Raw genomic sequence first — 19563 nt, 5'->3', positions numbered from 1 at the left:
TTCCGACTGATCATTTAAAGGGATAAGACTAATTTTTTTAACCACTACGCATGGGCTTTCTTCAACAACTAAATGCTTAAAATCCTGTAATGGTTTTGTATTTTCATAAGGAGTTTGCTGAGCAAGCTGGTCTTGTAATTGCTGGTTAAGCTCTTTTAAACGTTGATCTTGAAGCACCTGGCTGGGCAAAGAAACATCTTCAATCGCATAGACATATTGGTGAAAACCCGCAAAAAGAATAAGGGAAGAAGTTATAAAATTCTTAGTTAACATTTTATAGACAGAATTGTACGTATAAGAACTTTATTTTACACAAAAAAACATATTATTCAATTTTTCTTTATCTTTTGATAAAATAAAGTTTATGAAGATTAAGTAACTAGCGGCCTTCATCTTATTAATTTTAATCAAAAAATCATAATATTATTTTAAAAACTTTTATGGAAATGCTTGAGAAGCGGATTGTTGCGGGTTAAAAATCTTTGTTTTTTAATTTATTGAGCTCAAACATTGTATTTTTATATTCAAGGTATGCTTTTTCACTGATTAGAACCACAGCATCTTTCTCTTTTCGTGTAATTTTTACGGCGTAACCTAACAGCACTCTTTCCATGACCTTTGAAAATTGTGATCTTGCATTGGCATAGTTAATTTGTTCCACAGAATTAGCCCTTCTCAAATAAAAGAAAGCCACTTCTGATATTAAAGTGGCTGTGATTACATTAAAAATTGTATCGACCTAATAAGTTGATTCGAGATAATTTCCCTTCTAAATCTGAAAATGTTTCTCTCTTTCCATAGGTGTATTCAACGCCAAGATCGACTTTCTCAACAGGCGTCCAAAATAAATTGACGCTTGCATTGATTAACCTTTTATTTTGATCAGGGTTATTTTCTGAAAAATTTGAATCTTTATAGATAAGGCTACCAGCGGATAAAGACGAGCGTAAATTTTCATTCCATTTACGCAGATACCCTAACTCAATAGAATCAAATTCACTTAAATACATCCGATTTTGATCAAAGTAGAAGGCATCATTATCTTTTGAATAAAGCATGTAACGGTTATCGCCAGCGATGTGATAGTAATTAAACACAACTGAGTCATTTTCAGAAAGCTTATACTTTGTGCCTAATCCAGCCCCCCAAGCAAGTTTAGTTTGCTCTTCATTCGTGTCAGAAACTGCTCGATTTTCATGAAGCATGCCGTGCAATTGAATCAAAAAATCTGGATTTTTAAATTCATATCGCATGGTTAATGCAGGAAAACGGCTTCCACCTTCTACATTTTTATTTTCAACATCACCGCCTTCCAAAGCGAATAATAATTTTTGTTTGGCATCAACGATGTGCTGATAACGGATTTGGATATTACGCTGAGTTCCTGTGCCCATCGCACCTGTAAAATCAACCAAACTTGGAGCTGTATCACTATTCACAAAAGGTGAAGTCGTCTGACCAATTAACCAATTTCCTAGTGAAATATAAGCGTGTCTAACCCGAACCGAACCATTACCGTTATCTCCACCACTTCCCATGAAGTCGGCTTCTAGCTTTCCAACCAAATCTCCTTTCGAGGTGGGCTTAACAATATCCACCCCTACACGTGAAGTCGCGGCAGAAACATTTAATGATTTACTTGTTGAGTTTGAATTGTCTAATGGTATTGATCCTGTCTTATTCGCAATTGAACGCGTTGAACCTTCAAAATCATATACAGTATCAACACGTATATTTCCATAAAATTTAATTTTAGTCTGTTCAGCCGAAACAGGCTTGTCAGTGTTTGATGTTTTGTTTTGACTCAATTCAGGTGCTTTATTCAATCCGCTATTTTGATATAAATTCTGCCTCTCCATGAGATAATCTATTTGCTGTTGTAGTTTAATTATTTTTTCATTTAGCGCTGAGTTATCTTCGCTTTCAGCTTTGGCTTGCTGCAAAGTCATACTCATTAATAATGATAAAGAAATTATCCCTTTATATTTCATGTCCTTTTCCTTTAGACGAAATCACATAGACCGAATTGAAATTTCCTATTTTTCAATCAGTAAAATAATGATTATTGAATTAACTTTAGATAGGCTAACGAAGCTCAATCATTGACTTCGCTAGTTCCCTTTGTGTTTGAATGGTTTTGAATAACCTTATTCCGGTAATTCACATCCTTTTTGTTTTAAGCTGTTAATCACCCAGCTACGGTCATTTTCACCTACGGCGATTTGCTCTAATTGCTTTTGTTCAGCGGCATGTTTGGCGCTTGCTTTCAGATAAACTTCTTCAACTTCCGCATAAGGCACGCTTAAAAGCCCATCTTCATCACCTAAAATCAAGTCTCCAGGTTCAACCACCATTCCATTAATCGCGATAGGGACATTAATTTCCCCAGGTCCGTCTTTATAAGGTCCTCGATGTGAAATTCCTGCCGCAAAAAGTGGAAAATCTCCCTCTCCAATGACAACCGAATCACGAATAGCGCCATTAATAACGATGCCAGCTATACCTTTCTTAATAGCATACGCAACCATCATCTCTCCAATTAATGCATTGGTTAGATCGCCACCAGCATCAACCACAATGACGTCTCCTGGTTGGGCGATATCAATAGCATAGTGCAACATCAAGTTGTCACCCGGACGAGCCTTAACTGTAATGGCAGGCCCACAAAGATATCCCTTTTTATGCATTGGTCTTAATTGAGCCCCACCTGAAGTCATTCGATTCATTGAGTCACTGACATTAGCGACTGGTAGATCTCGATATTGCTCAATCCATTTTTGCTCAACTTTTCTGTCGTTTTTTAGCACTCTAAAACCAATTGCCATAACTTTTCCCTTAGATCAGTTTTCTTGTGCAAATTAATATGACAGCATTTTTTTGAAATGTCATTTCATTTTTAATTAAATTTAAACTAAATTTTACTCAATTTTTAAATTTATTTTTTACTATTGACTATTTTTTTGAAATGACGTTTTAATAATATGGGTTATTAAGGACGTATTTTGCTCGAAATACTTAAATGGAGTGTAAGTCAAAATGAAACGTAAAGTTCTTATCACGGGGCCAACATTAACTTCAGATGCGTTACTGTATGCTCAGTCCCATGATATTCAGTTGATTCCAACTGAACCCTACATGGCAAAAGATGAAATGGAAAAACTCATCCATGATGAACAACCTGATGCAATCATTGTTCGAACAGGCAAACTTTCTAGAGATATGATTTTTGCTTCTGATAATTTAAAAGTGATTGCAAAACATGGTGTTGGGTTTGACACAATCGACACTCAAGCTGCTGCTGAACGAAAAATTCCTGTCACTATTGCAGTAGGCGCAAATGCACAATCTGTTGCCGAACACGCTTTTGCACTCATGTTTAATGTTGCGCGACAAGTCACATGGTTAGACCAACGTATTCGAGAAGGTCATTGGGACAAAGCAAGTGCAAATGGTGTGGAGCTTTATGGTAAAACACTGGGCTTAATTGGTTTAGGGGCAATCGGTAGCATACTCATGAAGTTAGTGGCTCCCTTAAACATGAAAGTAAAAGTATATGATCCGTTTTTACAAAATTTGCCAGAGCTCGAGTATGTAGAACAGGAACACGACTTTGAAAAACTTTTAGAAACCAGTGACATTATTAGCCTACATTGCCCACTTACAGCAGAGAATAGACACTTATTTTCCCATGCCCAATTTGAAAAGATGAAACGCTCAAGCATCTTAATCAATACCGCACGTGGTGAATTAATTGATCAAGCTGCATTAGTTGATGCATTAAAAAATAATAAAATTGCTGGTGCAGGCTTAGATACCTTTTCTTCAGAACCGCCAGAAAAAGATAATCCACTATGGGAATTACCTAACTTGGTTGTGACTCCTCACATAGGAGCAAACACAACAGATTCACGTAATCGCGTCGGTCTTTTAGCACTTGAACAGATTGTGAGTATTTGGGATGGCCAATTACTAAACCCACGAGCTATCGCTAACTGGAAGTTACTCAATAGCTAATCATGGAACTCAATTGTTTCTAAGCTTTTAGATGCGAGAACAATTAAAATACTGAATATAAAAAAGGATTTTTTTATGTCTACAGAATATTCTCAAGTAAGTGCGATTGAACGCGAAACGATGCGCAAAGTGGCGTGGCGATTACTGCCTTTTTTAACACTTTGTTATGTCATCGCTATTATTGATCGTGGCAATATTGGTATGGCTTCATTACAAATGAATGAAGACCTTGGATTAACAGCTACTGCTTTTGGTTTTGCCAGTAGCTTATTTTTCTTTGCATATTTTCTATTTGAAGTACCCAGCAACCTCGCCATGCAAAAATTTGGAGCAAAAGTATGGATTGCTCGAATTATGGTGACGTGGGGAGTGATTACAGCCGCAACAGCATTCGTTGAAAGCTCCACATCATTATATATTATGCGATTCTTACTCGGCGCTGCCGAAGCAGGCTTTTTCCCTGGTGTAATTTTATATTTAACCTATTGGTTGCCTGCAAACTATAGAGCCAGAATGGTCGCAATATTTATGGTGGCGATTCCGGGAGCAAACTTTATCGGTTCACCACTATCGGGACTTTTATTATCGCTAGATGGCTGGATGGGCATGCGTGGGTGGCATTGGCTATTTATTTTAGAAGGTATCCCTGCCATTTTATTAGGTATTGCCTGCCTATTTGCACTCACAGATCGACCAGAACAAGCAAAATGGCTCAATAGCGAACAAAAAGCTTGGTTAGTTGAAAGATTACAGTTTGAACGTCAACAAAAAACCCCAATTGGCCATATTTCACTATGGCAACTTTTAAGGAATAAATATATTTGGTCTATGATCATTATTTATTCTGGTGCTTCTGCTGCTGGAAGTACAATGAGTGTTTGGGCACCACAATTAATTAAATCATTTGGTTTGAGTAATTTAGAAATAGGTTTAGTAAATGCGATTCCTTATGGCTTAGCTTCTATTGCAATGATTTTTTGGGGTCGTAGTTCTGACCGTAAAAATGAACGCCGTTGGCATACAGCAATCACACTATTGATGATCTCATTTGGTTTATTAATTGCTTTGTTCACGTCTTCACTTATTGGCACAATCTTTTTACTCAGTGTCGTACTAATTGGTGCTTATTCTATGAAAGGTCCTTTCTGGGCTTTAGCATCCTCATGGATGTCACCGACTACAACGGCGGCAGGTCTAGCAGCCATTGGTGCATGTGCTAATTTAATTGGTGGCGGCATGATGGTGAATATCTATGGCGCAATTCATGATGCAACAGGAAGCCACGCTATTGCCTTACTTCCACTTGCAGCCTTAAATCTCGTGTCGGCTATTATGGTTTTCGTTATGTCTAGAAAGAAAGCTGTTTTGTTTAGCCAACCACAAAGTACTTCATAAACAACATACATAAAAAGGGGCTAACGATTTAGCCCCTTTTTATATCTACAATATTAGAATTAATTACGAATACTCTTACCACCTAAACTTTTCGTTAAATCATCTGCAATTTTGAAGAAAAAATCCCCCACAGATTTTGCAATTTCCGCAGTAAAACGACTTGATGGTCCCGAAACGACTAATGCTCCAACTACATCATTTTGAGCGTCAAATACTGGCAATGCCATTGAAGCAGCATGTGGTTCCGTTACACCCGTTGAATAAAAAGGTTCAGTTCTTGCTAAAACTTGTTCGTGTGTTGATCGCAATGCTTGAGCGCCTGCTGCTCCATCCATTGGTCGAACTTCGCCCGGCTGAATATGAACACGCAGTCGATGGGTAGAGTTCACTCTATATTGGCAAAGACGATATGCCCCATGTTTAACGTAAAATGAAGCAGTTTCACCAGTTTCATCAACAAGTTGCTGTAAACACGGCACCACATGTCTTTCTAGATCTAAAGCATCTTGATAAATTGTATTTAAACGCATAACTTCGCTGGCAAGCGTATATCTGCCATCCGAAAGACGGTTAACAAAACCAAAATCTTCTAGCGAAACGATTAAGCGCATGATGGTTGCTTTATTTAATTCTGTTCGTTCTGCGAGTTCTGCTAGGGTTAAAGATTTATCACCTATTCTAAAAGCAGTTAACAAAGTTAAAAGGCGATCAGCCGATGCATTTCCGCTTGTTGCTGGGTGAGGTTTAATTTTAACCATGTTTTTCCTACAATAGCTTGATATCAATTTTAATGTATTGAATTAGGTTTTTAACTTTACCATATTTCTTATATTTTAATTCTATCTCTCGACAGCAACTTCTTTCATTTATCAAAGTACTTAAAATATGAAGCATAGCCTCATTATTAGTATGCTTTACGACTAACAATGAGACCTATATTAATTTCAATTTTAAGCTTGTATTACGCTTCTATCTTTTTGTCTTTACTACTTGAATAGATAAAATATAAAGCAATCCCTAGGCAGATTAGCGCTCCTAAACGATATGTTGAAAAAGGGAGCATTTCATTACCAAACCAGCCAAAGTTATCAATCAAGATACTCATCAAAAGTTGTCCAAAAATTACAGCCACCGTAGCAACCGCCGCTCCAATTCTTTGTACGGCCAGCACCATAATGACAATATAAGGCACTCCACACATAGCACCCAACAACTGCCATTTGGGAACATCTAACAAGGTTAATGTTTGTTTTGGTTCAAAGTAAAAAATAAGGAGTGCAGTAATTAGAGCACCGACTGAGAAAGTCAAAAAAGCACTACGAAATACACCAACTTTTGTTCCAAGTTGACCATTAATTGCAGCCTGTACACTCAATAAAGCACCACCAATGACGGCGAGAAGGATCATTAAAATTGTCATGCGGGTCTCCTATGCTTTTGCGACAAGTACAAGTGCAGCAACAATAAAGATGAGTGCCAAAATTCGTTTACGGTCTACTTTCCGATGTGGAGTCCCCAACAAACCATAGTGGTCGATGATCAGACTTTTAGACACCTGACCCGCTAAAATGCCTATCATGGTCATGGCAATACCGATAACTGGAGTAGTAATGGTCAAAATAATGACGTAAGCAGGACCCAAAACCCCACCCAGTAATTGCCAAGATGGAAGTGTAAAAAATGAAGGACTATTACGTGGACTAAAAAACAACATGAGTAAAAAGGTAAGTGCTGCACCCACGCCAAAAATACTAAAGGTGGCCCATAACTCACCCACCTCCTTTCCTAACGGCCCTAAAAGCCCTGCTTCGACCGACAGCCCCATTCCCCCTAAAATGGTTAGGAGTAGTAATAGAATTTGCATCTACATTGCCTCTTCTGTATCTAGGCAACGAATACTAAAGTAGCCAATTCATCAGAAAAACAGCATAATTTATGAATCACTTTTGCAGAAATTGCACAAATGGATTTAACAAATTCGATTGATATCCGCACGCTTCGGTTCTTTATTAGCGTTTACAATGCTCAAAACTTCTCGAATGTAGCGCGTAAAGAAGACGTATCTGCATCTATGATTTCTCGAACCATCCAACAGCTTGAAGATGTGTTGGGACAGCAACTTTTCTACCGTAATACGCGAGCAATCACACCGACCGAATCGGGCAAATTATTTTTTGAATATGCAAAAAGAATTACCGAACAATTTGATGAAGCACAAAAGGCATTACAAGATAAAACTATAGAGCCATCCGGACTCGTCCGCATTAATGCTCCTGTATTTTTTGGTCAACGGCATATTGCGCCGTGGTTGGCAGGATTATCAGAACGTTATCCAAGGCTTTTAATAGAGCTAATTCAAACCGACGAATTTATAGATCCATTACGCGAAAGCACAGATTTAATATTTCGGATTGGAACGCTAACTGATTCATCATTTCATGCACGTATTTTTGCTACACAAAAGTATCATTTGGCCGCCTCTCCTCAGTATGTTGCTAAATACGGTACGCTTGATCACCCAGCAGAACTTAATCAACACAAATGTCTAGTCTATAAAGGTTTTGAAGGGCCTAACCGTTGGTTAGTGCGGAAGCCCAATGAAGAATGGATACATTATCCAATTACCCCCTTACTTTCTTCAAACAATGCCGAGAGCTTAATGACAGCTGCGCTTCATGGTATGGGTATTGTTCTATTTCCTGACTGGTTGATTGGCGAAGCTTTAAAACAAGGTCATTTAATTAAGCTTTTACCTGAATATGAAGTCGCGATTAAATCACAACCCCAGCATATCGCAGCCATTTATCCAAATGTCCGCCATCAGCCCTTAAATATTCGAGTGGTAATAGATTATTTTGCTGAAATCTATGGAGACACACCGTATTGGCAGAGTTAATTTTTTATTTATAACAAATCTATAAAGACTTAGCCGCACATACTAGCAACTATTTTTTTTGTTTTTGGATCGATAACTATAGTGACTCTGTCGGGGCGAAATTCTTCTGTAACTGGTTCCCCAATGTAAGCACTTCGATAGACTCTTGCATTAGTCATCGATAGGATCTGCTTTTCTGTTAAATCATTTTTACCTATGAGATTCTTAGCTTTAACTGGATCACAATCAAAAGACGCATCCCATTCTTTACTTTTGCTAGGTACTAGAGGCTTAGATTCTATCTTTTGTTGCTGTTCTTGAGCTTGTTTAAGAGCTTCTGCATTTAATATATTATTTGAGCAAGCTGAAAGTAGGCTTATCACAAGCCCCCAAAGAATATACTTTTTCATATTTCTAAATACTAATTATCTATTTAAAACTAATATATCATAAATTAGAAAGGTACCCCCCGCCCCCCGCCCACAGCCCACAGCCCACAGCCCACAGCCCACAGCCCACAGCCCACAGCCCACAGCCCACAGCCCACAGCCCACAGCCCACAGCCCACATAGCATAGGGCTTACTGTATTGTGATAATCTATTAATTTTTAAAATAAAATCAGTTAATTGCTTTTTAGCGTAAAGAATTGAAAGACAAATATCATACATCACAAAACTTGCTTAAGCGTGAACACTTCATCCATATTTCTTGAATATTTCTCCACTTTTTCCCACTCTATGTTGAAAATATTTTTCCAAAATCCCCTCTACTCACCACAATTTAGTAATTTTTCCGTAGCCTTAATAAGAATATCAGTTGGGCTATTCTTTTTAACAACTGGTTATAACAAGCTATTTGTAGAAAAGAATCAGCAAATTATGTTGGATACCATAATTCATGCAGGAATACCATTTCCTGAATTCATGGCTGTCTTTGTGTCTCTTTGTGAGTTTGTACTAGGACTAATGCTTATCATCGGGCTTTTTACTCAACTTTCTTGTTTGATCTTAATCTTTATTTGTTTTATTGCATTCATCACAGTAGGCATCTATACAATTCCATCAGGACTAGATTTAATAACTTGGACAAGTTGGTTTTTTTATATTCATGATCTGCTTTATATATTTATTCTAACTTTTATTCTTTCCAAAAAGCCTGATCCTTTAACTCTTGATCATTTGTTATTTAAAAAGTATATGTAAATAAAAGTTCTGCTAATAATAAATCTTTAGCAGGACTTCCTATAGCTAAACATGTTCGACTAACTAGAGACCAATTAACTGGTCTTTTTATATATAGATCACTCATAAAAAACCCACCGAAGTAGGTCATTTATATTCTATATAATAGCTGTTGCCATCAGAACTGTTGAAAACCATATTTAAAGTAGGGTAAATAAATTCACCTCTTAACAAAATATATTCAACTTTAGTACTCTGAACTCTAGATGAATGATTGATTCTATTAGTATTTTCCTCTGTATAGTTTGCCTGTGCCCTTGTTTCTTTTCCTTGGTAATCAATAATTGTAATGTCTTTTAGCATTTATATGCTCCAATTTAATTAGACATATTATGCTTAACAAAATTTTTATACTATCAATATTTTGTAGGCAACTAATTTAAATTAATTTTTAAAATTTAATCATCTGTACCTTGAGAAAATTTATATATGTGTGCTTTATGTACCCCTACTTGAAATTGAGATAGGATATTTTCAAGTTTTAAAGGATAAGACTCAATAGGTTACATATAATTGATTTTATTTACGAAATATACAGTCGAAATAAAGTCCATTTCTATGACATATCAACACATATCAATCTTAAAACAACCGTAATGTAAAGTGATTTAAAGCGTAGTATGAACTTTCCCTAGTGAAGATAAGAAGATAAAAATGTCAGGTTTTAAAAGTTTTTCTCAAAATACAACTAACAACGCTAATGTCATTAAAGCCCAAATGAATAAGCATTCTGCAACACAACCACCTACCGAAACTCAACCATCAGAAGTTCCTGGCACCGTAAAAGATCTGCCAGAGAATAATGATCAACCTGATCCAAATAACAAATAATTTCTTATTAACAGTGCCTTGGAAGTTATTTTGAGGTCCTGCTACTACTAAGAATAAATTAGTGCACTGATTTATTATACTATTAACTACTTTTATCAATTTGATTTGTTTAGTTATTTTAAGAAATTGCAGCCATTCATTCCAGAAAATTGATATGACTAGTCTCTCAGATATGAGGGGCTTTTTTAATTGTATTTCTACTTAACCAGTACTTACCCACTCATTAAAAAGAGCACCTAAGTGCTCTCTCATCCTTATTGATTTTTGTATAAGGCAAAATTTATTGCCCTATCATATGCCTGTTCCTGTAACTCCGTATATACATAAAAGTGCTGTTCTGCTTTAGTAACAGGGTTAATAAGTTTCATTGGTTCATAACTATGAGTATTTAAATCATTAGGATCAACATCAAAAGCTTCTAATTGCTGCTCTCTCCATTCTCCACTTAGTACACCACCTACACAAAGCCATTTCGTTGTATTATCTAACATATCTAATCCATATTTTGGAGGTGTTTACATACCATAACACGCCGTTCTTCGAGCTGTATTATTTTTTTCATGACTAAAAAATCGATCATCTAATTAGATGACTTCGTCAGTAAAGTAATTTTAAGATCCATCAAAACAAAAATCCCTCCATTAGAGGGCATATTACAGTTAATTAATATTAAACTTTCTTACAATAACACTATGATAAATTTAAATATCTTTAAATTTCTTAACTATGACACTAATATTCATAAAAAAATAACGGCCAAGGCTAAGATGAAGCCAAATTAAGGTTCTTGAGCAAAAACCTCTAGCAAAGCCAATTCAAACAGGTTACCTTTTATATAAATTAAACTTTCCAATTAATTTTCTAAAATTTAGGTTTAGTTCAGTTATATTTATTATGATCAAAAAATTAAGTGCATTATTAATATTATTGTCTACATCACTACATGGATTAGCTGCAATACATATGAGTCCAAGAATTGGAAGCTCCTCTTATAGTGGCCCCCTCGACACACTTATATTAATGATTGTGGGGATTGGAGCTTTATATTTTTATTATAAGTCATTCTTAAAATGGATTAAATGAAAATCAACTGGTGAAAAACCAGAACGTAAACTTGGTCTTGATGACTGGGGCATTACACTTGCAGGATATGTAATTGTATCAATATTTGCATGTGGACCTATATTTGAAATACTACAAAGTATAGGCGACTATCAACTTGTAAGAGACACTTGGTATATTGTATTTATATTTTGTTTTGGATTATTGTTTTTTTTAAGAAGAACCTAAGAAGCTATCTAATATATAAATTAAAAATCCCACTAATAATCAATATTTAGTGGAATTTCTATAGCGAAACATGTTCGACTAACTTAGATACTTCAGTACTGATACTTATAATTAAGATATAGAAAATAGAGAGCGTACAATACTCCCGCGACAATGAGAGTAAGAAAGAATGAAACTAAACATATGATTTTCATTTCAAATGATATATTCGCTTTAATTCCTGTCTCTTGCTCTCTTCTTTTTATAGAAAGATAACCTTTCATATTCCAAAAAGTGAAAAATATAATCGTAATAATTATGAGACAAAGCAAAAGATAGTATTCTGATGTGAAAGGATTATTGATAGCATCATTGCATTTTTGCTTTTCTATTATTTCTGCTTGAGTTAATTCAGTTTTCACTGAAACACCCCATTTCTGACTATCAGGTAGAAAATACTTATATTCACAATAATCTATAAATTTTTCTTTCTGATCACGTCCATCTCCTTTAGTTCCAGAAGATGATGTGTGATTAAGTCTTACTGTAGTTGTCATTTGTCATTTGTATTTAAAAATTTGGAGCAATTATAAATACCAACTTGCTCCAAACTCAATAAACACTATTACAATAAAAAAAGCCCATCTTCCGATGAGCTTTTTATTTAATTAAGATTATTAAATGCATTAGGCTTTAAATTCTGCTAATACAAAGTTTTTTACTATTTCATCAAAATTAGGTTTCAGAAGAGTTGGCTTGCTATCTTTTATAGTTTTATACCAATAACTCGCTGCAACTCCCATACTAATCAAAGCTAACAATTTCATTGCTCACCTCACTTATTGGGAAGAGTGAAACTTAAAGTATCATTCGCGTTTGTAGCGTTCCAACTCGTTTTAGGGAGGTTTCTGTATGTTTTTTAAGCAATGTGTAATATAAAAAATCCCATCTTTAGGAGCTTTTTTTTAAGGACAATAGTGCAATTTACTTACACTTCTTCTCATATAACTTATACTTAGTATCGGTCCTGTACAGGGCCTATTTTCAATAAAAGATAAATAAAGGAATCTTCTAGAATGAAGAAATATTTATTAATTTGCCTTTTACCTATTTTTACTACTGCTTGTAGTGCTAAGCCAACCCCACAAGAAGAACTAGACATTCAAGCTACTTTTTTACCTGCTGTCTTCAATCTCGATGCTGGTACTTATGCTTTAGCCCCAAAACAAGCTCCTACAGCTTTAACCAACCAATTATATGAGGATGCCTTATTTAAGCTTGGTTTATTAAAAAGATATGATGACGAGGCAAGTGCAGAGTCCAAACTTGAAAATTCTGTAAGACCAGTTGCTTTAAATACTTTATGTTTAATGAGTAAGTTTGTTAATAACCCAACTTATATAAAAGCTGTAAAGCATAGTATTGAGCAAGAACCTGATTTAAATAAATGGCTCAAAGAAAAACAACCAAAATGGCAGAAAGCTTTGGGTAAGGAAAATCCAGAAATTTTTGACTATCCATGCAATATAACTATAAAGCCGCTTTGAGCGGCTTTTTATATTTACGAATAGATCTTAAAAGATGGATTTGAGCATTACATTTATTATTTATTGTTTTGATGAATTTTATAGTCTAATTTAATATCTGTTTTAGCTCCTAGTTCTTTTCTCAAACTATGTGTTATTGGTAAAGTTAAATCATTAACTTCATCCAACATTTCTCTAAGTTGGGTATGACATTCATTTTTCTTAGTAAAAGTATCTATTTCTTGATCTGAGATTAATTTCTCTAATTTTTCACTTTCTTTCAGATTTTCATCAATAAAATTTAGAATTTTAGGTATCCGTTCATCTCTAGGATTTTGAATTTGCAGATTATCTAAAAGTTCCATTTTTTTATTGAAGATTTCTGTTAGATTTTTTCTTTTTATTTTTAGTTGTTCTAATTCTTCAACTGCTTCCATAAACTCATTAACGGATTGAATTCTTCTATTCAAATTTTCATTAAAGCTTTCAAGAAACTCATAAAGTTCTTTTTTTGTTTCAGTAGTACTAATAAATGCTGCTTTATCTACCGTAATACAAAATTTAGTTATATTTTCAAAGAAAAAAGCCCAACTATGAGAGTCTAGAAGAAATTTTGAAAAGCCATTCACCATAAATGAGTAATGTTCAATCAACTCTAAATAAACATCTCGCCTTGTCTCAGCTAATCGTGCAACCTTTTGCAAATGTAAAGCTGTGTACCATGAGATTAAGATCCCTAAGATAATACCCACTGCACCTATAAATGCAGAGATCAAAGCGTAATTTGCCTGAATTTGAGCGGCTTTTATTGTTGCATCTATCACTTTCTTTTCCTAATTCATTTCAACTTATATCAAATATTCTTTTAAGTATATGTTTTACTCTTTCCCCAATAGCACATATATTATTCAAATAATTATATTTAATCTACTTACTCAAATTGGGGAAAATTATAAAAACTACTAATGATCAATGCAGAAGTATTTTCATTTCCTACAAAAAAACCTCACCACCACCACATCCCTTTTCTCCAAACTTTTTGAGCTTAAAATCTAAAATATCAAGCCATCAATTAGGTTTAAAACCATATCGGCACTTGGTTTCAACGAGCAGTTTTCCAAACTAAAAACCAAATCAAAAAGTTCTTTAAGCAGCTATTTTCTATACTCAATTGCCATGTGGTAGGCCTGCGAGTAAATCTGTTTAGTTTCAAAAATGGCTTTAAGTATGCGATGCCGCCCAATTATGCCACCACACCTCAAGCAGTAAAACTAAGAAAAAAGAGACCTTTTATGGCCTCTTTTTCTAAAAAATAGAACTTGGTAAAAAATTTAAAATTTATTTTTTCATTAGTTTAAAAGCAACTACATAGTCACCGGGCGGTGTTTGCATAAAGTAATGGCCACCTGCAACAATGACAACATACTGCTCTCCATCAATAGAATAAGTCATAGGTGTTGCTTGTCCACCCGCAGGTAATTTGGCACTCCAGATCGACTTACCAGTTTTACTGTCAAAGGCATGCAAACGGTTATCAGTTGCAGCAGCAACGAATACAACTCCACCATCTGTAATAATAGGCCCACCATTATTAGGTGTACCAATATTAATAGGTAAATATGTTGGCAATCCAAATGGACCATTGTGCTCTGCAGTTCCCAAAGGTTTTTGCCAAATCACTTTCTTGGTGTTCATATTAATAGCAGTAACCATTCCATATGGTGGTTCATTACAAAGCACATTGGTAATTGGAGCATAGAATGGTTGAACATTTACTGCATAAGGAGATTCAGCCATTGCTGCAATTGAGCCATTTTTCTTAGCACTAAATTTCGGATCATCCATCGGTAAAATACCTTCTTGATCTGCTTTAGCTCTTGCAACCAACTGGTTGTACATTGGGGTATTACTCCAGTTAGCGATCAAAATACCATTTTTAGGGTTATAGGCTATGCTTCCCCAATCACTACCACCATTAAATCCAGGATATTGAATCCATGGTTTATTAACCGTAGGAGGAGTAAATTCACCAACATAATATGCTTGTCTATATTTAATACGACAAAGCATTTGATCAATTGGTGATATGCCCCACATTTTTGATTCTGTTAAATCTGAAAACCCTAATCGAGGAATATCTACAGACCATGGTTGTGTAGGCGAACGCACATCATCTGGAATAACAGATTCAGGAGCTTGGCGCTCGACAACTTTTGAAATGGGTTTGCCTGTAATTCGGTTTAATACAAATGTTTGTCCTCTTTTTGTTGGCATAATGAGCGCTGGAACAATCTTTCCTGATTGATCTTTATAATCAAGTAGAGTTGCTTGTGATCCTAAATCATAATCCCATGCGTCCTTATGAACAGTTTGAAAACTCCATTTTTTTAAACCTGTTTGAGCATCTAATGCGACAACTGCGGTAGAAACTTGATTTTCTTCTTCTGTACGTAAAGCGCTATAGTAGTCGGGTGCTGAACTTCCTGTTGGAACATAAACTGTATTTAATTTTTCATCAACAGTCATAACTGTCCAAGAGTTAGGCGTACCACGGCTATAGGTTTCACCTTTTGGAGGTAATCCATGTCGATTTGGTTGTCTTACATCCCAAGCCCATTTAAGAGAGCCAGTATCAACATCGTATGCACGTATTACCCCGGATGGTGCTGTACGGCGTTGGTTATCTTGAACTTTATGGTTGACTACAATTACTCCATTTACTACAGGGGGTGGCGATGTAACAGCCATGAATCCTGGAACTGTATGACCAATTCCTTCTAGCAAGTTCACATGTCCGTTTGTACCAAATTGGGGACATGCCTTTCCTGTTTTTGCATCTACCGCTATAAGTTGCATATCTAGCGTGCCTTCAATCACCTTTTCATGACATATTTCATTCTCAGGAATTACTTTTGAAGTATAGAACGTGACACCGCGACACACTGCAGTCGACGGTAATTTCTCGTAAGCTAAATTGTGTTTATATTCCCAAATTTTCTTACCAGTACGCGCATCTAATTTCAGCATGTTATTGGTAGCAGTACACAAGTAAAGAGCATCATTGACTTTAATTGGTGTTGTTTGGGCAGCCCACTTATTTTTTTTATCTACAGGAGGCATATCTCCTGTACGCGTTACCCAGACTTGTTTTAATTGATTAATATTTTCAGGGTTAATTTGATTAGTGGGTGAAAAACGGGTTGCCTGCACATCTCTTCCATAATACCGCCAATCACTATCTGGTTGAGTACTATCCGCATGGTATACATTTGAAGTATTTTGAGGAATTTGGCTTGTATCGAGAGAAGTGAAATAGGGATACCATGCTAATGCACCTGCTATAACAAAACATGTAACAATTAAGCCGGTAAAACTATAAGCAACTCTTTTTCGTATACCATGCGCAATATATGGCAGGAGTAAAGATAAAAAAAATGCGAATACAGCTATGGTCGCTATACGAGGTATCCAGCCCCAAAATCTTGTACCAGACTCCCAAATTGTCCAAATGAGTGTGTACACAAAAACTATGCCAAAGATTTTAGCGCCTATAATCTTGTTTAGATACAGATATATACTTGATATTACGAGTAATAATCCAGTAATGCAGTAATACCAAGATCCATTTAATATTATTAAATATGCTCCACCACCAAACAAAGTCAGAGCAAACAATAACTGTATCACTGCATAAGCTTTTATAAAAAAGCTTGCACTCCCTATAGATTTAGAGCCCATTATTACCTCTTTTTAAATTATTTTTAAACATAATTCCAAGCCATATCTTTAAAATCACCGTATATAATTTCTATTCACAGTCACAGTATCTAGATTTAAAAATTTTGCGAAAGGTTAGGTGAATTTTAAAGGAATAGAGAGTGTGAATAATGCTTAAAAACAGTAGAATATAGATTTTTCTATAGACAAATACTTTTACAAAGACACTATTAATTATAATTTTTTTAAAAAGCTAAACTATCGCTAAAAATGAAATTATATGTTGCATTTTTTGCAACATAAAAAAATAAATAAAAAATAACAATAGTTTATATTAATATTTCTATAAAAATGTATTTAAAAAATATCTTTCATCCTCTCAAAATACATGGTAAAAATCATATATAAAAAACAAATAGATACACAAAAATTTCTTAAAAAATACTCTACTAAAATATACATTTATTTTTCAAGCTATTACTTATTTTCAGTAAAATTACAAAAAATAAGCATATTATAGAAAAATAAAAATCTTAATTTTTGATGCAGCCCCTATGAAAGACCTGAACGATTTATATATTTTTTCCCTAATTGTAGAGCATGGTGGATTAAGCAAAGTTGAAGAAAAAACTGGTATAAGCAAATCCAAATTAAGCCGTAGATTATCTACATTAGAAAAAAATCTAAATATTAAACTACTACAAAGGGACTCTCGACAAGTCAAAATGACTGCTATTGGCGAACAAATTTATCAATATGTTCAATCTATGCTTAAAGAGGCTCAAAATGTTTATGATTTAATTGATCAATGTCAAGAGGAGCCAATAGGTACTATTAATGTGAGTGTTCCAATTGGAGTTGCAGAAAGACAATTACCTTTGATTGTTCCAGAATTTATGGAGAAATACCCTAAAGTTGCAATAAACTTTATAGTGACTAATAAAAAAATTGATATATTAAAAGAATCAATAGATATTTGTATTAGGGTCGGCTCTAGCAAAGAAGTTGATAACAATTTAGTAATGAGACATTTAGGCTATCTTGAATCCGTTTTAGTCGCTAGCCCTGAATATATTCAACGGTATGGAATACCTAAACATCCAAATGAATTAAATAATCACAAATTATTAAGCAACAACCTGGATAATGAAAATCAGATTTGGTTTTTTGAAAATTTAGAACAAAAGTTAAATACAAGTATAAAACCATTTATTAAAGCTTCAAGCCTAACATTACTCATGTCATTAGCACAAGATAACCAAGGTATTGCTTTACTCCCTCTTATCAGATGCCGAGATTTAATAATTGAAAAGAAACTTATAGTTATTTTACCTGAATGGAAACTTCCTAAAGGAAATTTTCATATAATATTTCCACCTAGAAGTGGAGCCCTTCCAGCATCTAAAGTTTTTCTCGATTTTTTAATTGAAAAAATGCCAAATTTAATCAATAAAATGCAAGCTATAACATAATTTATCTTTAAATTATTTATTTAAATTTCATTCTACAAAATACGTTATTTCTATAATCTATTTTATGACTATAAAATATAAAAGAGGAACATACGGATGTTCCTCTTTTTACATAAAATTTATTGAGAAAAACTTGATTCAAACTTTAGAACTTCTTGTATAGAACTTCTTTTTTCCAAGTTATATTTCAAATTGAGAATCTTAGGCCATTTCTCTAAGTCTATAGAAAAATAGTCACACCAATGAAGCATTACAAAGAAATAGAAATCTGCGATTGAGATTTCATTGCCGTTTAAATACTGATTTGACTGAAGTTTATTTTCAATAAAATCAAAACTTCTTGATAACTTGTGTTTGGATACTTCAATCCAAGAATCAATCTTTTCTTTGTAGAAAAAAGCAGAGAAATTTTTATGTATATCCATACTAATAAATGACAATAGACTCATCATTTCATAACGTTCAAAAGAACTAGATTTGGGTATTAGATTTTTCTCTGGAACCAAGTCAGCTAAATAAGTCAGTATTGTTGTAACTTCAGTTATGACTTTACCATTTTCAAGTCCAAGTGCTGGAACTGCCCCTTTAGGATTAATCTTTAAATAATCCAATCCGGACCCAGTGACTTTTGTTGATAAGTCTACAAACTCTGTATCAAATACTTGCCCTGTTTCTTTTAAAGCAATATGAATCGCCATTGAACAGGCATGAGGATAAAAAAATAATCTCATTGATAACAACCATTATTAAAATAGAAAAATAAAGGTAAAAATACAAATATGTACCTTTACCTTTTGAAATTATTTAAGTTTCTTATCTACACTCAGGCCGCCTGCACCAAAGATAACAAGAGCCAGTAGACCTCCAGCCATTGAAATGTTTTTCATAAACATAATTTGGCTGTTCATATCAGAACCACTGTGAAATAGCACTGCTGCCACTAACGAGAAACCAAACAATAGAAATGCTGCAAGTCGCGTTTAAAGACCAATCAATACAAGGAAACCACCTCCAAACTCAACCAGAATTGCTAATGGCAATAATGCAGACGACACTCCCATAGACTCCATATATCCAGCATTACTCGAATATTGAAATATCTTTCCTAATCCGGATAAGACAAAAATTACAGATATCATTACCCGCATTAGAAGTGATGCAAATCCAAATACTTTTGGATGTTGGATAATTTTTTCGATTGCGTTATTAATTCTAGTCATGA

Annotated in this window: 23 protein-coding genes and 4 pseudogenes; 9 read left to right on the top strand and 18 right to left on the bottom strand. The window is 34.5% G+C overall.

Annotated features, from left to right (window positions below; genetic code table 11):
• A pseudogene (locus J536_RS16355) lies at window positions 1-273 on the bottom strand (ShlB/FhaC/HecB family hemolysin secretion/activation protein); the annotation flags it as partial.
• A gap of 137 nt (window positions 274-410) precedes the next feature.
• Between J536_RS16355 and J536_RS26205 the strand changes: the two are divergent.
• Window positions 411-476 (top strand): annotated as a pseudogene (locus J536_RS26205) (hypothetical protein); the annotation flags it as partial.
• On the opposite strand, the gene J536_RS16350 reads toward J536_RS26205, so the two are convergent.
• From J536_RS16350 to J536_RS16340, 3 genes are all read right to left on the bottom strand, one after another.
• Complete coding sequence (locus J536_RS16350) at window positions 473-661, bottom strand: type II toxin-antitoxin system Phd/YefM family antitoxin (RefSeq protein ID WP_032063383.1); 189 nt, start codon at window positions 659-661, stop codon at window positions 473-475. The pseudogene J536_RS26205 and the gene J536_RS16350 overlap by 4 nt on opposite strands.
• Before the next feature lie 61 nt (window positions 662-722).
• Entirely contained in the window at window positions 723-1991 is a 1269-nt protein-coding gene (locus tag J536_RS16345) for a DcaP family trimeric outer membrane transporter (protein ID WP_032063382.1), read from the bottom strand.
• A 156-nt stretch (window positions 1992-2147) separates the two neighbouring features.
• On the bottom strand, window positions 2148-2825 hold the full coding sequence (locus J536_RS16340; RefSeq protein ID WP_017399161.1) for an RraA family protein: 678 nt from the start codon (window positions 2823-2825) through the stop codon (window positions 2148-2150).
• A 211-nt stretch (window positions 2826-3036) separates the two neighbouring features.
• Here J536_RS16340 and J536_RS16335 point away from each other — a divergent pair, with 211 nt between their 5' ends.
• Together J536_RS16335 and J536_RS16330 are read left to right on the top strand one after the other, a co-directional pair.
• On the top strand, window positions 3037-4014 hold the full coding sequence (locus J536_RS16335; protein WP_032063381.1) for a hydroxyacid dehydrogenase: 978 nt from the start codon (window positions 3037-3039) through the stop codon (window positions 4012-4014).
• 75 nt (window positions 4015-4089) lie between these two features.
• Window positions 4090-5409 carry an MFS transporter gene (locus J536_RS16330; RefSeq protein WP_032063379.1) on the top strand — a complete coding sequence of 440 codons (1320 nt, stop codon included), beginning with the start codon at window positions 4090-4092 and terminating at the stop codon, window positions 5407-5409.
• Window positions 5410-5468: 59 nt separating this feature from the next.
• Here J536_RS16330 and J536_RS16325 read toward each other — a convergent pair whose 3' ends face one another.
• From J536_RS16325 to J536_RS16315, 3 genes are all read right to left on the bottom strand, one after another.
• On the bottom strand, window positions 5469-6167 hold the full coding sequence (locus J536_RS16325) for an IclR family transcriptional regulator (protein WP_002113797.1): 699 nt from the start codon (window positions 6165-6167) through the stop codon (window positions 5469-5471).
• Window positions 6168-6370: 203 nt separating this feature from the next.
• Window positions 6371-6829 carry a DMT family transporter gene (locus J536_RS16320; RefSeq protein WP_032063378.1) on the bottom strand — a complete coding sequence of 153 codons (459 nt, stop codon included), beginning with the start codon at window positions 6827-6829 and terminating at the stop codon, window positions 6371-6373.
• 9 nt (window positions 6830-6838) lie between these two features.
• Window positions 6839-7273, bottom strand: a complete 435-nt coding sequence (locus J536_RS16315) for a DMT family transporter (RefSeq protein WP_032063377.1) — start codon at window positions 7271-7273, stop codon at window positions 6839-6841.
• A gap of 99 nt (window positions 7274-7372) precedes the next feature.
• On the opposite strand from J536_RS16315, the gene J536_RS16310 reads away from it, so the two are divergent.
• Window positions 7373-8305 carry a LysR family transcriptional regulator gene (locus tag J536_RS16310; RefSeq protein WP_032063376.1) on the top strand — a complete coding sequence of 311 codons (933 nt, stop codon included), beginning with the start codon at window positions 7373-7375 and terminating at the stop codon, window positions 8303-8305.
• A gap of 29 nt (window positions 8306-8334) precedes the next feature.
• Here the strand turns inward: J536_RS16310 and J536_RS16305 are convergent, their stop codons facing one another.
• A complete protein-coding gene (locus tag J536_RS16305; protein ID WP_171071503.1) occupies window positions 8335-8694 on the bottom strand; it encodes a hypothetical protein in 360 nt (119 codons plus the stop codon).
• Between the two features lie 328 nt (window positions 8695-9022).
• On the opposite strand from J536_RS16305, the gene J536_RS16300 reads away from it, so the two are divergent.
• On the top strand, window positions 9023-9487 hold the full coding sequence (locus J536_RS16300) for a DoxX family protein (protein ID WP_032063370.1): 465 nt from the start codon (window positions 9023-9025) through the stop codon (window positions 9485-9487).
• A 126-nt stretch (window positions 9488-9613) separates the two neighbouring features.
• On the opposite strand, the gene J536_RS0104555 is transcribed toward J536_RS16300, so the two are convergent.
• Window positions 9614-9829: a hypothetical protein gene (locus J536_RS0104555; RefSeq protein ID WP_032063368.1), complete on the bottom strand. Its 216-nt coding sequence runs from the start codon at window positions 9827-9829 to the stop codon at window positions 9614-9616.
• A gap of 351 nt (window positions 9830-10180) precedes the next feature.
• Here J536_RS0104555 and J536_RS25870 point away from each other — a divergent pair, with 351 nt between their 5' ends.
• The gene (locus J536_RS25870) at window positions 10181-10357 is read left to right on the top strand and encodes a hypothetical protein (protein ID WP_171071502.1); all 177 of its coding nucleotides are present in this window, start codon (window positions 10181-10183) and stop codon (window positions 10355-10357) included.
• A gap of 254 nt (window positions 10358-10611) precedes the next feature.
• On the opposite strand, the gene J536_RS16295 is transcribed toward J536_RS25870, so the two are convergent.
• Together J536_RS16295 and J536_RS25710 are read right to left on the bottom strand one after the other, a co-directional pair.
• Complete coding sequence (locus tag J536_RS16295) at window positions 10612-10848, bottom strand: hypothetical protein (RefSeq protein ID WP_032063364.1); 237 nt, start codon at window positions 10846-10848, stop codon at window positions 10612-10614.
• A gap of 210 nt (window positions 10849-11058) precedes the next feature.
• Window positions 11059-11172, bottom strand: coding sequence for a hypothetical protein (locus J536_RS25710; protein ID WP_155758153.1), 114 nt, complete (start codon window positions 11170-11172; stop codon window positions 11059-11061).
• A gap of 79 nt (window positions 11173-11251) precedes the next feature.
• Here J536_RS25710 and J536_RS25285 point away from each other — a divergent pair.
• Window positions 11252-11647 (top strand): annotated as a pseudogene (locus J536_RS25285) (putative four-helix membrane protein).
• A gap of 92 nt (window positions 11648-11739) precedes the next feature.
• Here the strand turns inward: J536_RS25285 and J536_RS0104550 are convergent.
• A complete protein-coding gene (locus tag J536_RS0104550) occupies window positions 11740-12183 on the bottom strand; it encodes a hypothetical protein (RefSeq protein WP_032063363.1) in 444 nt (147 codons plus the stop codon).
• Between the two features lie 129 nt (window positions 12184-12312).
• A complete protein-coding gene (locus tag J536_RS25280) occupies window positions 12313-12453 on the bottom strand; it encodes a hypothetical protein (RefSeq protein ID WP_000770264.1) in 141 nt (46 codons plus the stop codon).
• Between the two features lie 249 nt (window positions 12454-12702).
• Between J536_RS25280 and J536_RS16285 the strand changes: the two genes are divergently transcribed.
• Window positions 12703-13173, top strand: coding sequence for a hypothetical protein (locus J536_RS16285; RefSeq protein ID WP_032063361.1), 471 nt, complete (start codon window positions 12703-12705; stop codon window positions 13171-13173).
• A 56-nt stretch (window positions 13174-13229) separates the two neighbouring features.
• Here the strand turns inward: J536_RS16285 and J536_RS16280 are convergent, their stop codons facing one another.
• The 3 genes and pseudogenes from J536_RS16280 to J536_RS0104545 all read right to left on the bottom strand — a co-directional run bounded on the left by J536_RS16280 (window position 13230) and on the right by J536_RS0104545 (window position 16890).
• Window positions 13230-13976: a hypothetical protein gene (locus tag J536_RS16280; RefSeq protein WP_032063360.1), complete on the bottom strand. Its 747-nt coding sequence runs from the start codon at window positions 13974-13976 to the stop codon at window positions 13230-13232.
• A gap of 228 nt (window positions 13977-14204) precedes the next feature.
• A pseudogene (locus J536_RS26200) lies at window positions 14205-14381 on the bottom strand (TetR family transcriptional regulator); the annotation flags it as partial.
• A 109-nt stretch (window positions 14382-14490) separates the two neighbouring features.
• Entirely contained in the window at window positions 14491-16890 is a 2400-nt protein-coding gene (locus J536_RS0104545) for a membrane-bound PQQ-dependent dehydrogenase, glucose/quinate/shikimate family (protein ID WP_032063358.1), read from the bottom strand.
• A 533-nt stretch (window positions 16891-17423) separates the two neighbouring features.
• On the opposite strand from J536_RS0104545, the gene J536_RS16275 reads away from it, so the two are divergent.
• Window positions 17424-18341, top strand: a complete 918-nt coding sequence (locus tag J536_RS16275; RefSeq protein WP_032006253.1) for a LysR family transcriptional regulator — start codon at window positions 17424-17426, stop codon at window positions 18339-18341.
• A 119-nt stretch (window positions 18342-18460) separates the two neighbouring features.
• On the opposite strand, the gene J536_RS16270 is transcribed toward J536_RS16275, so the two are convergent.
• Complete coding sequence (locus tag J536_RS16270; RefSeq protein WP_032063357.1) at window positions 18461-19072, bottom strand: glutathione S-transferase family protein; 612 nt, start codon at window positions 19070-19072, stop codon at window positions 18461-18463.
• A 249-nt stretch (window positions 19073-19321) separates the two neighbouring features.
• The gene (locus tag J536_RS26190) at window positions 19322-19561 is read right to left on the bottom strand and encodes a DoxX family protein (protein ID WP_228130716.1); all 240 of its coding nucleotides are present in this window, start codon (window positions 19559-19561) and stop codon (window positions 19322-19324) included.
• Window positions 19562-19563 lie beyond the last annotated feature (2 nt).

It is taken from the genome of Acinetobacter sp. 809848 (genome assembly GCF_000581275.1).
GTDB lineage: Bacteria > Pseudomonadota > Gammaproteobacteria > Pseudomonadales > Moraxellaceae > Acinetobacter > Acinetobacter pittii.
This window is presented reverse-complemented; position numbering and strand designations above follow the sequence as displayed.